Raw genomic sequence first — 15,030 nt, 5'->3', positions numbered from 1 at the left:
GGCCTGTAGCGTGACCGGAGAAGCAGCTTTTCGCCTCACAGCCAGGACTTTCGGGAGCGCCGCGTGGCCAAGGACGACGACTTCTCGCCGCAGGGCAGGCACCGGCCCACGGTCCTGGACGCAAGCGCGGCGTGTGCTTCATGACCTCCGCTCACGGCCGGTTCATCCAGCAGATCCGTCTGGTCCCCGGCGTCGACGCCGGCCGGTATCCGTTCAGCCTGCCCGCTGTGAGGCACCTCGCCCGTTCAGGTTCCCTCACCCTGCCCGCGGGTGTCACGTTCCTCGTCGGTGAGAACGGTGCCGGCAAGTCGACGCTGATCGAGGCGGTCGCGGTGGCCGCAGGATTCAACCCGGAGGGCGGCAGCCGAAACTTCCGGTTCGCCACCCGAGCCACCGAGTCCGTGCTGGGCAATCACCTGATCCTGACCCGGGGGATCAAGAAACCCCGCACGGATTTCTTCCTGCGCGCGGAGTCCTACTACAACGTGGCCAGCGAGATCGAACGACTCGATCAAGCCGGGCCCCGCCCGCTGCTGTCCGCCTACGGTGGCGTGTCACCGCACGAGCGCTCCCACGGAGAATCGTTCCTCGATCTGGCCACCCACCGCTTCGGACCCGCCGGGCTGTACCTGCTGGACGAGCCGGAAGCCGCCCTCTCCGTCCAAAGCTGCCTCGCCCTCCTCAGCCGCATGTACGAACTGGTCGAGCAGGGCAGCCAGTTCCTGGTCGCCACGCACTCTCCGATTCTCCTCGCCCTCCCCGGCGCGACAATCATGGAGATCTCCGATGAAGGCACAGTGGAGCAGGTCGACTTCGACCAAGCCCTCCCGGTGCGCCTGACCCGCGAGTTCCTCGGAGCACCGGGCCGGTTCCTGAAGAACCTTCTGGGCACCGGTGAGACCGACGGCAGCCAGGACAGTTGGCACTGAGTGCTTCTGAGAGGGCGGTACGTGGCCCTTTGCCCGGTTCGCTGTTGTGTTGGATGAGGCGCAGGGATCAGTTGCTTGGGGTTGGCCGGTACCGGGTGCCGAGCGACGGAACTCAGTGGGCGGGAACCGGCTCGGACGACGGCTGCCACTCCCGCCTGATCAGCCCGTAGACCCACGAGTCAGAGACCTCGCCGTTGACGATGCAGTCTTCCCGCAACGTCCCTTCACGCACGAAGCCGAGCTTCTCCAACACGCGGGCAGAAGCCACGTTGCGCGTATCGGTCTCGGCTTGGACGCGATTTAGGTCCAGCGTGTCGAATGCCCACCGCAGCAGAGCGCGCGCGGCCTCGGTCGCGTAGCCGTGGCCCCACGCTGCATCGTCGAAGCAGTAGCCAAGCGACGCGCTGCGGTAGTCCGGATTCCACCTGTTCAGGCTGCACCAGCCGATGAACGCCCCGTCGGAGACACGATCTACGGCCAGCCGCGCCCCGGTGCCCTCCTGTGCCATCTGCCGGCAAGCCGTGATGAACTTCTCGGCGCGCACGCGTTCGCTCCACGGTGGCGCGTCCCAGTAGCGCAGCACGTAGGCGCTGCTGTGCAGTGCGAAGAGGTCGTTGGCATCCGCGTCTTCGAAGGCACGCAGTCGAAGGCGAGCGGTGTGCAACGAGGGGGTGGGCAGCGACGTCCTCATGTTCCCTCCCCTGATCGGTGGCCGATCAATCAGACATCCGTTGCGGGTCAGTCGCAACGGGTTTTCTCGGCGGGCCGGCAGAACGACGTGTCCGCTGATCGGCGCGACCGAACGCCCCCCCAGAGGGCGGCACCTGTGGTGATGCCGGGTTTGGCCTTTCGGTTGGGCTGAGCAGGCTGCTTGTTGCGGCCCTCCGGAGGGGCTGCGGCCGTGGCAGGGTGAACAGCCCCCGCTCGGTCTCGGCCCAGGATCCCCCGCTCGGCGAGCCGCAACGACTTCACGTCACATACCGCCCTCTGAGGCCCTGTCGCACAGTGGCGAACGAGCCTCGACAGCGGCACGGGACGCTTCACGAGGTGCATCGGGGATGGTGTGGTGCCCGCCTGCCCGATCGCCGTCCTGGCAAGATGGCGACATGGAACGTGTGCTTGGAATCGGCGGATACTTCATGCGGGCCGCCGACCCGGAGGCCCTGAATGCGTGGTACCGCGACTGCCTGGGTCTTGACGCCGATGAGCACGGCCTGTGGCGTCAGGAAGCCGGGGTGACGGTGTTCGCGACGTTCGAGTCGGAGACGGACTACTTCGGGGCCCGCGCCCAGCAGACCATGCTCAACTTCCGGGTCCGCGACCTGGACGCGATGCTCGCGCAACTGCGCGCCAAGGGAGCGGACGTGGCCGAAGAGACCCAGGACATGGAGGGTGTCGGGCGATTCGGCTGGGTCACGGATCCCGAGGGCAACCGGGTCGAGCTGTGGCAGCCCGCCTGACCGTGTCGTCGCGCAGCGCCGTCAGTCCACAACGGAGGAATCCCGTGCCCGTGTCCCTCGGCGAGGACCTGGTGGCGCTGCTGCGCCGCCCGTGCACCTGCTACATCGCCACGATCATGCCGGACGGCTCGCCCCAGCTCACCCAGACCTGGGTGGACACCGACGGGCGGCATGTGCTCATCAACAGCGTCGAGTCACATCAGAAGACCCGGAACATCGGCCGCGATCCCCGGGTCGCGGTGGCCGTGGCGGATCCCGCGGACCCGACGTCATACGTCCAGATCCGTGGCCGGGTGGTCGAGGTGAGGACCGACGGCGCCGCCGACCACATCGAGTCGCTCGCTCAGAGGTATCTCGGCGGCCCGTACCCCTGGTTCGGCGGCCGCGACCAGGTCCGCGTCATCTATGTGATCGAGCCGGAGCGGATCAGCAGCCCCCGCGGATAGCGTGGGCGGCTCTCCGCACGGGAACAAGTCGTCGCGTCCGAGAGGCCGTCAGTGGTTGGCGAAGCCGGGCAGCTCGGTGGGCAGCAGCTCTTCGGCGGCACGGTCGAGGAGCTGGGCCGTCTCAGTCGAGCGCACTCGCACGGGCCAGAGCACCAGAGGTTCGCGTCGGCCGGCCCCACGCCGCTGGGGGAGGAGCAGACCGGGGCCCTGGCCTGCGCTGTTGATGATCCACATGGCAGGATTCCCGGTGCTCCACAAGAAGCGCGATTCTTCGTGTGGGCCGAAGAACGTCGGCGCTGCGACCCTCGCCGACGCTCTTGTGGCAACTCGTTGGCCCCACCGGGCCCCGGAAGACGGATAGGCACCGGCCATGACTGCTGAGTGGTACGTCCTCATCGAGGAGGACACTCGGGTGACGGAGCGCGTCGACGGCGTGGAACTGAAACTCCACCGCTGGATGCTGGTGGGCACTCACCACGTCGAGGGAGACGAGGCGCAGGCCCTCGCGGCGGCTGAGGACGCGGCTCTGCACTACATGCCACAAGTTCTCGCTCGGCATGCCCGGCAGGGAGACGAGCCGGCGAGGCATGCCCTCCTCACCCGGGACGGTGCGTGGGTGGTGCTCGTCAGGCAGCGGCACCGCGAGTGCCACATACGGGTGACCACGGCGCGGCTCATGCATTCCAAGGAGGAGAAGGAGGCACCGCCGAAAAGTCTGAAGGAGAAGCTGCGCAGCGCCCTGGACGGACCGCCGCCTCCTGAGAAGCCGTGGGCCCCGGTCGGCGATTCCTGAGGTGTGCGACCGGGCCCGAACGGTGGCGCAGTCCTCGGATGGCGCGGAGACGGCTGTCGCCCGGCGCGTTCCTAACTGGCTTCCGCTTCGGCATACGCGAAGTCGTACGCGGCGAAGTCGGTGACCCGGCGGTATCCGATGCGCTGGTAGAGGGCGTTGCTGGTGGGGTTGGCGGCGTTCGTGAACAGTACGACGTCCGTGGCGCCTGCGGCGAGCGCGGCGCGGCTGACCTCGACCGTCACGGCGCCCGCGTAGCCGCGGCCGCGTAGGTGGGCCGGGGTGTAGACGGGGTCCACCCGGACCTGTCCGCCGACCATCGGGTTCACGCCCGCCATGGAGACGGGCGTGCCGTCCGGGGTCTCCCAGAAGGTGTAGCGCTTCTCTGCGAACCGTGTGCCGGCCCAGGAAGCGGCGTCGATGGAGACGTCCTCCCCGACGTCCGCGGCGAACTCACGGCACCAGCGCATGAGGTGCTCCTGGTCCCGTTCGCCCACGAGTCGGCCCCGGCCCGCCGGGACCGGCGCCTGCGGGGTGAGCGTACCGAGGCGGTACAGGTGGAGCTGAACGCGGAGCGTCGGCGTCGCGCCTGTGTGCCGCTGCCAGGCCTCGGCGAAAGCGGTGGCGGTGCTGTGGTCCGCGCTGAAGGAGGGAAGGCAGTGCCCGAGGGCGACCAGGCGGGCGGCGAGGGTGTCGGCCTGCTCGGGAGTGAGAGAAGTGACGCTCAGACCCCGGGACGGGAAGCGGTAGAAGGTGGCGGTGACCTCGCCCGCTTGCTCCAGCCGGCCGAAGACGGGGGCTTGGGCGCCGTATGCGGCCGCGCCGAGCGTTCGCAGTTTCTCGGTCACTGTCAGCGGCATGGTGTGCAGAGCGGGGCGCGAGCGCAGGAATTCCCCGGCTCGGACGAGGAAGTCGTCGACGTCTTCGGTGAGGTGCCAGTCATCCGGGCGCATGCTTCATGATCCCTGATGGACTCCGCTGCGGGGAAGGCGGGTGCGACACCGGCGGCTCACCGACTCCGTCCCGCGATCACCCGTCCGGATTCTTTGTTGCACGCGGCGAAACGGGGCTGCGTAACAACCGACCCGAGCCAGAACCTTGCTGTGCGGCGGGCGATGGACGGCACGGCGACGGGGCCGGCGCCCGCCCTTCCGCGGCTCCGTGACGACGGGGACCTCATCCGTCCCCTGACAGGAGGGAAATCCCATGCGGCACACACGGTTCTTCGCCACGGCATGCGCCGTAGCAGGCCTCATCACCACAGGGTTGGCTGCGGCCGGTCAGGCGTCGGCCGTACCGAGCGAGGTCCACCCCCAGGCGGTCAGTTGCTCGTCCGGGTACGCCTGCCTCTACTACCACCCCAACTACACCGGTGCGGTGTACAAGCAGTACAACGACGACGCGAACTACGGCAACAACCACTTCGTCACCAGCAGTGCGCCCAAGGGCAGCGAGGGCGCGGGGCAGGTCGTCCGCAACAACGCCGGCTCCGTGGACAACTGGGACTTCAACAACGCCATCACCATCTACTACTCCCCGAACTACCAGGGTGTCTCGCAGCGCATCCCGGCCGGCGGAGCGGCCAACCTCAACTCCAGCCTGCACAACAACAACGCCTCCGGGAAGTTCGGCTGAACGGCGGCGATGAGCAGGTGAACCGGTAGGCAGCAGCCCGTTGTCGAGTCGGTGTCCCTGACACCCTGCGGTGCGGGACACCGGCTTGACAGTGACTCGAAGGATGCGCAGCCCCATGTCCCGTACACGCTTCGGCACGCACACCTGGCGGACGGCTCTGGTGACGGTGTCCACCCTGCTCCTGGCCACGGGTTGCTCCGCGCATCATGCGCGGGAGCAGGCCAGGACGGCTGCGGAGCCGCCGATCGGCCCTGTCCCGAGCGTCACCACTGCGGCCGACCTCCGCCTCCCCGTCGACCGCTATCTGCTCAGCAACGCCCAGAGCGACCGTCTGGACAATGCGCGGAAAATCCTGATCACGCAGTGCGTGGCACGATTCCGTCTGCGCTACCGCCCTCCGTCCGCGCCTGCGGAGTTCCGGCCGAGGACCCGGAGCGAGTTCCGGTACGGGGTCACCGACGTCGAGGCCGGTACCGTCTTCGGGTACGCCCCGCGTGGCAGCAGTCGGATTCCGCAAGCCGCGCCCCGGCAGGCACCGTTGCCGGCCCGTACGTCCCTGGTGCTGACCGGCACGGACCGGCCGGGCGTCAAGCCGGGTTCCCCGTCGGCCAAGGGCGGTCAGCGGGTGGCGGGGCAGCGGGTGCCGAACGGCGGCTGTGTGGGGGAAGCGGGCAGGAAGCTGCGGCTTGGCCCTGAAGCCGGTGGCGACGCACCGATCGCCGACCGGGTCAACTACGACGCCTTCGAACGCTCGCGAGTGGACAGCCGGGTGGAGCGTGCCTTCGCCCGCTGGTCGGCCTGCATGAAGAAGGCGGGATTCGCGTACTCCGACCCTGTTCGGGCGGGGAGCGACCCCGCGTGGCGCACCGCCGTTGCCTCCGCTCGAGAGCGCGCCGTCGCCACGGCCGACGCACGCTGCAAGCGGCAGACGCGCCTCGTCGGAATTTGGTACGCCGTGGACAGCGCCTACCAGCGGCAGGAGATCACAGCCCACGATGAGTCGTTCCGCGAGGCCGCACAGGACATCGCGATGCGACAGAAGATCGCCGCCCGAGTGATCGACTCCTGTCGTCAAGGCAAGACGAAAGGCCGTAACCGCACCGGCACTTCGTAGACGACTGCCGCGGCGGACGGTCCACTGCCTTACGGTCGCGGATGCCCAAGTCTGGCTGGGTACCTGCCGTTTTGTGCACCCGGGGCTTACAACGCCTTGACGATCCGTTCCATGAGCGTTCAACCGGCCGTCTGTGCCTGCGTTGTGTGCCGTCCCTAGGGTCCCTGAAGGTTTCGGAAGAAGGGACTCATGGACAGACTCCTCGCAGTCCGGGCTCGCGGGATCACCAAGTGTTTCGGCGACGTCGTCGCGCTCGACGGCGTCGATCTGGATGTGGCGCAGGGACAGATCCACGGCCTGGTCGGGCCGAACGGAGCCGGCAAGACGACCTTGCTCGGTCTCCTGCTGGGCCTGGCCGTCGCCGACGGCGGCCGCCTCGAGATCCTGGGCACGCCGGTCCAGCGGGCGCTCTCCGCTCCCGACGGTGTCGCCGGCTTCGTGGACGGGCCCGGCCTGTACCCCTCGCTCACCGCCCGGCGGAACCTCACCGCCCTGGCCGCCCTCCGCGGACACGACGCGCGGACCGCGGGGGTCGACGACGTGCTCGAGCAGGTCGGGCTCACCGATGTCGCCGACGACCAGGCGCGCGGCTTCTCCCTCGGTATGCGTCAGCGGCTCGGGCTCGCCGCTGCCCTGCTCACCAAGCCTCGGCTGCTGGTGCTGGACGAGCCTTCCAACGGACTCGACCCGGCCGGCAAGAAGCACGTGCACGGTGTCCTCAACCGGCTCGCGGCGGACGGGACCGGCGTCGTGCTCTCCAGCCACCGCATGGACGACCTGCAGGCGCTGTGCTCCGAAGTCACCATCATCGCCACCGGACGGGTCGTCTTCTCCGGCCCGTTGAGCAAACTGGCCGCCGAGAACCGTGAACTCGACTACCGGCTGCTCACCTCCGACCCGCAGGCCGCCCGGCGGCTGGCTGCCGACGCGGCCGGGATCAGGATCGTCGCCGACACCGGGGCACGGCACGACGCAGAGGCGCTGGTCGTGCGCGCGCTGGTGCCCGCCCTGGACGAACTCGTGGCGCAACTCGTGCGCGCGGGCATCGCGTTGCGCGAACTCGCCCCCGTGGTGTCGCCGCTCGAAGCCGCGTTCCTCGCCCTCACCGAGCCGCAGGAGGCCGGCCGATGACCGCGACCATCGCCGACGGCAACGTTGCCACCGCCCGCCCCGTCTCGGTTCCGCGGGGCTACCGCTTCGAGATGTTCAAGCTGGTCTCGCAATGGCGGATCCGCCTGCTGGTCCTCGCCTGCTGGATCGCGCCGGGGCTCTTCGTCGCCGCGGTGAGCGGGCAGAGCACACTGCCTGTCGACACGCTCTTCGGCCGCTGGATGCACGCCACGGGCTGGGCCGGACCGCTGGTGATGCTCGGTTTCGCGGGTACCTGGGCACTCCCGCTGCTGACCTCGGTGGTCGCCGGCGACGTGTTCGCCTCCGAGGACCGGCTCGGCACCTGGCGCCACCTGCTCGTGGTGGTCCGCTCGCCCAGGCGGATCTTCGCGGCGAAGGCACTGGCCAGTCTCACCGTCCTCCTGCTGCTCGTGACCGGGTTGGCCTGCTCCAGTGTGGTCGGGGGTCTCCTGGCAGTCGGCAACCAGCCACTGGTCGGCCTCGACGGGCATCTGCTGACGCCTGGAGACGCGGCAGGGAAGGTCCTTCTCGCCTGGGTCTGCGTGCTCGCCCCGACTCTGGCGCTCGCCGCGATCGGACTGCTCGGATCCGTCACACTGGGGCGCTCTCCGATGGGCCTGCTGGTACCCGTGGGCGTCGCGCTCGCGATGCAACTCGCCCAGATGATGCCGCTTCCCGCCGCCGTACGACTCGCCCTGCCCAGCTACGCCTTTATCGCCTGGAACGGCCTGTTCACCAGCCCCGCACAGCTCGGCCCCCTCCTCATCGGCATCGTGGTCAGCCTGGTGTGGGCGGTGATCGCGACGGTGCTGGCCCACCTGCTGTTCGTGCGGCGCGACTTCACCAACGCCACCTACGACGGCTCGGGGCGCCGCGCGGTCACCGCCGGAGTCCTGCCGCTGGCCGGGCTGGTCGCCCTGACCGTCGCGGTCGTCTCCGCGACGACCGGGGCCACGGGCTCCGGGATCGAGCAGGACAAGGTGCAGCGCTCGCTGGCCACGGCGTTCGCCCACCTCTATCGCATGCAGACGAAGCAGCTCAACCGCCCACACGTCACCGAAGCCCAGCTGAAGGCCACGGCGACGTGCAACAAGGGCAGCATCACGGTCGCCGCCGAAGGACCGGGCAACGACTGGCGCTGCGTCGTCTCCTGGCATCTCCCCGGCGTCGAGGCCGCAGGCACGGCCGTCTACCAACTCGACGTCACCCCAGACGGGCGGTTCATGGCCGACGGCGATGGACCGAAGGAAGTGAACGGCTACTTCCTGGTGCGGACCCCCACCGGCGACGCACCGAACCCACTTTGGCAGTTCGACGGCAACGTCGAACTTCTCCGCGCCTCGAAGGAATGACTCCATGCAGGTAACTCGCAACCGCCGGACCGTCGAGCCGAGCCTTCTCGGTAGACGAATCGGTCGTCGGAGCACCCTCACGGCAGCCGCGACCGCGGTCGTCCTGGCCGTCACCGCCGGCGTCGGTTACGCCCAGACACACCAGTTCGGCACCGATCAGGTTGGTCAGAGCACCGACAAGGGCCAGGTCATCTCCAGCGACCAGTACATCGCCCCGTACGGTGACCGCCTCGTCATCAACAACGGCAAGATCATGTCGTCCTCCGTCAGCCCGGACGGCACCCACCTCGCGGCCTCCGTCACCGACGGCGGGAGCGCGCTGGCCATCGTCGACGTGCAGAACTGGAAGGTGCAGCAGGTCGTCGGCACCGCCGCGTCGTCGGTCCCGCGCATCAGCAGCAACAGCGTGGGACAGGAAGGCCCCACCTACTCGCCCGACGGCAAGCAGCTGTGGCTGGGCCAGACCGACGGCTACACCAGGTTCACGGTGAACCCGGACGGCTCTGTCACCAACCCGACGTCGATCAAGATCCCGGCGGACGGGTCCAAGCACGCGCTGGTCGGCGAGGCGGTGTTCTCGGCCGACGGCTCCACCGTGTACTCCGCGGTCAACGGCCAGAACCGGGTGGTCGCCATCGACGCGGCGACCGGCGCCGTCAAGCAGAGCTGGGCCGTGGGCAACGCGCCGCGCGACATGGTCCAGGTCGGCGACAAGCTCTACGTCAGCAACGAGGGCGGGCGCCCGGCGAAGCCGGGCGACACCACCATGAACTCCTACGGCACCCAGGTTCCGGCCAACCCGAAGACCGGTGCCACCACGACCGGCACGGTCAGCGTGATCGACCTGGCGAACCCGGCGGCCGCCCCGTCGAGCATCGACGTCGGTCTGCACCCGACGGCCCTGTACGCCAAGGGCAAGGCGCTGTTCGTCACCAACACCGCCACCAACAACGTGTCGGTCATCGACACCGGCAAGGACAAGGTCGTACAGACCATCGACACCCGGCCGTGGCCGGAGGCGTCGGTGGGCTACGAGCCCAACGCGGTGACGCTCACCGACGACGGCCGCCTGCTGGTGACGCTCGGCCGGGCCAACGCGGTCGCCGTCTACCGTTACAAGAGCCCGCAGGAGCCGGTCGGTTACGTCGGCCTGCTGCCGACGGACTACTTCCCCGCGGAGATCACCACCGTCGGCAAGCAGGTACTGGTCTCCAACACCCGCGGCATCGACGCCCGCCGGCCCACCACCAGCGCCGGGCACGGCACCCACGACACCACGTCGAGCGTGCAGCGCTTCACGCTGCCCGACGACAGCGTCATCAGGTCCCAGACCGTCAAGGTCTTCAAGCAGAACGGCTGGACCCCCGGCTCGGTCAAGCCGGCCAAGGGCAAGAGCCACGCCAAGGCGGTCCCGGTCCCGCAGCGGCTCGGCGACCCCTCGACGATCAAGCACGTCTTCCTGATCGTCAAGGAGAACCGGACCTACGACCAGGTCTTCGGTGACATCCCGAAGGGCAACGGCGATTCCTCGGTGACACAGTTCGGCGAGAACGTGACGCCGAACCAGCACGCGCTGGCCAACCAGTTCGGGCTGTACGACAACACCTACGACATCGGCACGAACTCCGCCGAGGGTCACAACTGGCTGATGCAGGCCGATGACCCGGAGTACACCGAGTCCTCGGCCGGTGAGTACGCGCGCAGCTACGACACCGAGGACGACGCTCTCGGCCACCAGAAGTCCGGCTTCCTCTGGACCGGTGCGCAGGCGGTGGACAAGTCCGTGCGGGACTTCGGCGAGTTCCAGTCGATCGAGAGCAAGCCCGCCGACGCGTCCTGGCAGAACCTGTACTGCGACGCCAAGAACATGGACGCGACCGGGCAGAACACCGCGTACCCGATACAGACGGGCTCGGCGATCCCGTCGCTCAACGACGTGTCGGTGCCGGGCTTCCCGATGTTCGACACGAGCGTCCCGGACATCTACAAGTACCAGATCTGGAAGAAGGACTTCGAGAGGAACGGTCCGGCGAACCTGAACATGTTCTGGCTCTCCAACGACCACACCGGTGGTCCGGCGAGCCCGGCGGCCCAGGTCGCGGACAACGACCTCGCGGTCGGCAGGATGGTCGACGAGATCTCGCACAGCAAGTACTGGAAGGACTCGGCGATCTTCGTCGTCGAGGACGACTCCCAGGCCGGCCTCGACCACGTCGACGGCCACCGCGCCCCGATCCAGGTCATCAGCCCCTGGGCCCAGCACGGCACCGTCGACAGCCGCTACTACTCGCAGATCACGATGATCCGCACCATCGAGCAGATCCTCGGGATCCACCCGATGAACCAGAAGGACAGCGCGGCCAGCCCGATGGCCGGTGCGTTCACCCGGGAGCCGGACTACACGCCGTTCACGGCGCTGCCCAACCGCACCTCGCTGACCGACGGTCTGAAGACCCCGCCCTCCTGCGGAGTGGACACCCCCGCCCCGCAGGACCCCAAGGCGGCGGCCGTGCCGTCGTCCAAGGTGCCGGCGGACAAGCGGCAGCTCGCGGCGAAGTGGGAGACCTGGAAGTCCAAGCAGCGACTCACCGGGCCCCACGCCGTGCCCGACTACGCGAACCCCGCGCAGTTGAACCACCTCACCTGGTACCAGACGCACAACTGGGCCAAGCCGTACCCCGGCGAAAGCAAGATCTACGCGCCGAACGACGTGCCGGGCGCCTACATCCCGTCGTCGGAGTCCGACGGCTGACGCAGTGCGACCGCCTCCGAGGGGCCCCTGGCCGGCAGAACCGCCGGTCAGGGGCCCTTCCGCGTCATCGCTGCGCCTCTCGCCCCGTGTCGACCCCCGGATGCCGCCCGCTCCTCGACCGACCGGGTGCCTCCCGGCGTGCCGGACGGCGGTTTGACGCGAGCGGCGGCGCACGCCTCCTAGCCTCGGCGACATGCTGGGGCTTCCTGCTCATGTCCGTGCCTGTCTGTTCGACCTCGACGGTGTCCTCACCCAGACGGCGAAGGTGCACGCGGCCGCCTGGAAAGAGATGTTCGACGGCTATCTCCGCGAACGCGCGACGCGTGAGGGGACCGAGTTCGTTCCCTTCGACGCGGTGGACGACTACGACGAGTACGTGGACGGGCGGCCCCGCGAGGACGGCGTGCGCACGTTCCTCGCCGCGCGCGGGGTGCATCTGCCGGAGGGAACGCCGGACGACCCGCCGCAGGCGGAGACGGTGAACGCACTGGGCAACCGCAAGAACGAGCTGGTGCTGCGGCGGATCCGCGAGGAGGGGGTGGAACCCTACGAGGGCTCGGTCCGCTTCGTCCACGCGGCGCGGGAGGCCGGCCTGCGCTGCGCGGTGGTGTCGTCCAGCGCGAACTGCCGGGACGTCCTGGTGGCGGCCGGCATCGAGGACCTGTTCGAGGAACGGATCGACGGAGTGGTGGTGCGCGAGCGCCGACTGCGAGGCAAGCCCGCCCCGGACACCTATCTGGAGGCGGCCCGCGGGCTCGGAACGGATCCGGACGACGCCGCGGTGTTCGAAGACGCCCTGGCGGGCGTGGAGGCCGGGCGAGCGGGACGGTTCGGCGTGGTCGTGGGCGTCGACAGGGTGGGCCAGGCGGATCAGCTGCGGGCGCACGGGGCGGACATCGTGGTCCGTGACCTGGCCGAACTTCTGGAGTCGCGGTGATCACCCATCCCAGCTACACGGTCGAGCCGTGGTGCCTGCGCGAGACCGAGCTGAACCTGGAGGTGCTCGCGCAGAGCGAATCGGTGTTCGCGCTGTCCAACGGGCACATCGGGTGGCGCGGCAACCTCGACGAGGGAGAGCCGCACGGGCTGCCCGGCGCCTACCTCAACGGCGTCCACGAGCGGCATCCGCTGCCCTACGCGGAAGCGGGCTACGGGTATCCCGAGTCCGGCCAGACGATGATCAATATCACCGATGGCAAGATCATCCGGCTGCTGGTCGACGACCACCCATGCGATCTGCGCTACGGCCACCTGGTGGCGCACGAGCGGGTGCTGGACTTCCAGTCCGGTGTGCTCAGCCGCACGGCCCGGTGGACGTCACCCGGCGGCCGCACGGTCCGGATCACCTCGCAACGGCTCGTGTCCTTCACCCAGCGCGCGGTGGCCGCCATCGTGTACGAGGTCGAGCCGATCGACGGACCGACCACGGTGGCCGTGCAGTCCGAGCTGGTCGCCAACGAACAACTGCCCAGCCTCACGGGCGACCCGCGCGTGGCCGCGGCGATCGAGTCCCCCCTGAATGCCGAGGAGCACTTCGCGCAGGACACCCGTCTGCGGCTCGTGCACAGCACCAACCGCAGCGCACTGCGGGTGGGGGCAGCGGCCGACCATCTCGTCGAGGGACCCGAGAGCACTCGCTGGACGGCGCAGAGCGAACCCGACGTCAGCCGTCTGACGGTGACCGCGGACCTGGTGCCCGGACAGACGCTGCGGCTGGTGAAGTTCGTGGCCTACGGCTGGTCGGCGGAGCGCTCGCTACCGGCCGTGCACGACCAGGTGGACGGCGCCGTGGCGGCCGCGGTCAGCACGGGCTGGGACGGGCTGGTCGCCGCGCAACGGGCCTACCTGGACAGCTTCTGGGCCGGCGCCGACGTCGAGGTCGAGGGCGACGCGCAGATCCAGCAGGCGGTGCGGTTCGCCCTCTTCCACGTGCTCCAGGCGGCGGCCCGCGGGGAGAACCGGGCCATCCCCGCGAAAGGCCTGACCGGAACCGGATACGACGGACACTCCTTCTGGGACACCGAGTCCTACGTGCTGCCGGTCCTGACGTTCACCGCCCCGGAGACCGTCGCCTCGCCGCTGAGATGGCGGCACCGGATGCTGCCCGCGGCCCGGGAACGCGCGGGCCAGCTGGGGTTGTCGGGAGCGGCGTTCCCCTGGCGGACGATCGACGGCGGCGAAAGCTCCGCCTACTGGCCGGCCGGTACCGCCGCCTTCCACATCAACGCCGACATCGCCATGGCCGCGGTCCGGTACGTCATGGCCACCGGAGACGAGGACTTCGAGCGCCGTGAGGGGCTCGACCTCCTCGTGGACACCGCTCGGCTGTGGCGCTCCCTCGGACACCACGACGCGGAGGGCGTCTTTCACATCGACGGGGTCACCGGACCCGACGAATACAGCGCCATCGCCCGCGACAACCTGTACACCAACCTGCTGGCCCGGCAGAACCTGCTGGCCGCCGCGGAGATGGCCGCGCGGCATCCCGACCGCGCCGCGGAACTCGGTGTCGACGACGAGGAGACCTCCGCGTGGCGGGACGCCGCGGCTCGGATGGCGGTGCCGTACAACGAGTCCCTCGGCGTGCACGAACAGTCGGCCGGATTCACGAGTTTCCAGCGCTGGGACTTCGAGGCGACCCCACCCGAGAACTACCCGCTGCTGCTGCACTACCCCTACTTCGACCTGTATCGCAAGCAGGTCGTGAAGCAGGCCGATGTGGTACTGGCGATGATGGCGTGTCCGCACCTCTTCTCCGACGAGCAGAAGGCGCGCAACTTCGCCTACTACGAGACGCTCACCGTCCGCGACTCCTCCCTGTCGGCGTGCTGCCAGGCGGTGCTCGCCGCCGAGACCGGGCACCTGCGGCTGGCCTACGCCTACCTCAACGAGGCCGCGCTGATGGACCTGGACGACCTGGAACACAACACCCGCGACGGGCTGCACATCGCCTCCCTCGCCGGGACGTGGATCGCCCTCGTCTCGGGTTTCGGCGGCCTGCGCCGGTACATCGGCGAGGACGGAAAGCCGGACCTGCTGGCGTTCGCCCCGCGCCTGCCGGAAGCGCTGTCCAGGGTGGCTTTCACGGTGCTGGTACGCGGACGCAGACTCAAGGTGGACATCGGCCCCGCCCATGCGCGTTACCGGCTGGTGGAAGGCGAACCGCTGGTCGTACTGCACCACGGGGAACCGCTGACCGTGACCACCGACGCCCCGGTGGACCGGCCGATGCCCACCACACCCGCGCGCCCCGAGCCGCAACAGCCGCCGGGCCGCCGTCCGGTGGGCCTGCTCACGGGGGAGGAGCACCAGGCGGAGACGCAGGACTAGTAGGGCTTGGTCAGGTCGGTATCAGGTCTGGCGTGTTGCGGTGACAGGTGGGGCAGGCGCCGGTCCAGACCGCGAGGAGTAACTGCAGTTC

14 protein-coding genes are annotated in these 15,030 nt (G+C 69.2%); 11 read left to right on the top strand and 3 right to left on the bottom strand.

The window, feature by feature from the left end:
- Positions 1 to 140: 140 nt before the first annotated feature.
- A complete protein-coding gene (locus AC07CM_RS43680; protein ID WP_478882121.1) occupies positions 141 to 929 on the top strand; it encodes an AAA family ATPase in 789 nt (262 codons plus the stop codon).
- Positions 930 to 1,041: 112 nt separating this feature from the next.
- Here AC07CM_RS43680 and AC07CM_RS43675 read toward each other — a convergent pair whose 3' ends face one another.
- Entirely contained in the window at positions 1,042 to 1,620 is a 579-nt protein-coding gene (locus AC07CM_RS43675) for a GNAT family N-acetyltransferase (RefSeq protein WP_478882120.1), read from the bottom strand.
- Between the two features lie 415 nt (positions 1,621 to 2,035).
- Between AC07CM_RS43675 and AC07CM_RS43670 the strand changes: the two genes are divergently transcribed.
- A complete protein-coding gene (locus AC07CM_RS43670; protein WP_478882119.1) occupies positions 2,036 to 2,389 on the top strand; it encodes a VOC family protein in 354 nt (117 codons plus the stop codon).
- A gap of 44 nt (positions 2,390 to 2,433) precedes the next feature.
- On the top strand, positions 2,434 to 2,835 hold the full coding sequence (locus tag AC07CM_RS43665) for a PPOX class F420-dependent oxidoreductase (protein WP_478882118.1): 402 nt from the start codon (positions 2,434 to 2,436) through the stop codon (positions 2,833 to 2,835).
- Between the two features lie 48 nt (positions 2,836 to 2,883).
- Here the strand turns inward: AC07CM_RS43665 and AC07CM_RS43660 are convergent, their stop codons facing one another.
- A complete protein-coding gene (locus AC07CM_RS43660) occupies positions 2,884 to 3,069 on the bottom strand; it encodes a hypothetical protein (protein ID WP_478882117.1) in 186 nt (61 codons plus the stop codon).
- A 136-nt stretch (positions 3,070 to 3,205) separates the two neighbouring features.
- On the opposite strand from AC07CM_RS43660, the gene AC07CM_RS43655 reads away from it, so the two are divergent.
- Positions 3,206 to 3,628 carry a hypothetical protein gene (locus tag AC07CM_RS43655; protein ID WP_478882116.1) on the top strand — a complete coding sequence of 141 codons (423 nt, stop codon included), beginning with the start codon at positions 3,206 to 3,208 and terminating at the stop codon, positions 3,626 to 3,628.
- A 71-nt stretch (positions 3,629 to 3,699) separates the two neighbouring features.
- Here the strand turns inward: AC07CM_RS43655 and AC07CM_RS43650 are convergent, their stop codons facing one another.
- Positions 3,700 to 4,578 carry a GNAT family N-acetyltransferase gene (locus AC07CM_RS43650; protein ID WP_478882115.1) on the bottom strand — a complete coding sequence of 293 codons (879 nt, stop codon included), beginning with the start codon at positions 4,576 to 4,578 and terminating at the stop codon, positions 3,700 to 3,702.
- Between the two features lie 253 nt (positions 4,579 to 4,831).
- Between AC07CM_RS43650 and AC07CM_RS43645 the strand changes: the two genes are divergently transcribed.
- From AC07CM_RS43645 to AC07CM_RS43615, 7 genes are all read left to right on the top strand, one after another.
- Positions 4,832 to 5,260 carry a peptidase inhibitor family I36 protein gene (locus AC07CM_RS43645; protein ID WP_478882114.1) on the top strand — a complete coding sequence of 143 codons (429 nt, stop codon included), beginning with the start codon at positions 4,832 to 4,834 and terminating at the stop codon, positions 5,258 to 5,260.
- A gap of 115 nt (positions 5,261 to 5,375) precedes the next feature.
- Positions 5,376 to 6,374 (top strand): hypothetical protein, encoded by a 999-nt coding sequence (locus AC07CM_RS43640; protein WP_478882113.1) that lies wholly within the window; start codon positions 5,376 to 5,378, stop codon positions 6,372 to 6,374.
- Positions 6,375 to 6,563: 189 nt separating this feature from the next.
- Positions 6,564 to 7,505 (top strand): ABC transporter ATP-binding protein, encoded by a 942-nt coding sequence (locus AC07CM_RS43635; protein WP_478882112.1) that lies wholly within the window; start codon positions 6,564 to 6,566, stop codon positions 7,503 to 7,505.
- The gene (locus tag AC07CM_RS43630; RefSeq protein ID WP_478882111.1) at positions 7,502 to 8,857 is read left to right on the top strand and encodes an ABC transporter permease; all 1,356 of its coding nucleotides are present in this window, start codon (positions 7,502 to 7,504) and stop codon (positions 8,855 to 8,857) included. Before AC07CM_RS43635 ends, AC07CM_RS43630 begins: the two co-directional genes overlap by 4 nt.
- Before the next feature lie 4 nt (positions 8,858 to 8,861).
- Complete coding sequence (locus AC07CM_RS43625; RefSeq protein ID WP_478882110.1) at positions 8,862 to 11,609, top strand: bifunctional YncE family protein/alkaline phosphatase family protein; 2,748 nt, start codon at positions 8,862 to 8,864, stop codon at positions 11,607 to 11,609.
- A gap of 193 nt (positions 11,610 to 11,802) precedes the next feature.
- The gene (locus tag AC07CM_RS43620; protein WP_478882109.1) at positions 11,803 to 12,546 is read left to right on the top strand and encodes an HAD family hydrolase; all 744 of its coding nucleotides are present in this window, start codon (positions 11,803 to 11,805) and stop codon (positions 12,544 to 12,546) included.
- Positions 12,543 to 14,939, top strand: a complete 2,397-nt coding sequence (locus tag AC07CM_RS43615) for a glycoside hydrolase family 65 protein (protein ID WP_478882108.1) — start codon at positions 12,543 to 12,545, stop codon at positions 14,937 to 14,939. The genes AC07CM_RS43620 and AC07CM_RS43615 overlap by 4 nt, the downstream gene beginning before the upstream one ends.
- Positions 14,940 to 15,030 lie beyond the last annotated feature (91 nt).

Source organism: Streptomyces sp. NPDC044061, from assembly GCF_056434305.1.
The sequence above is the reverse complement of the archived record's forward strand: the minus strand, read 5'-3'. Positions and strand labels throughout refer to the sequence as shown.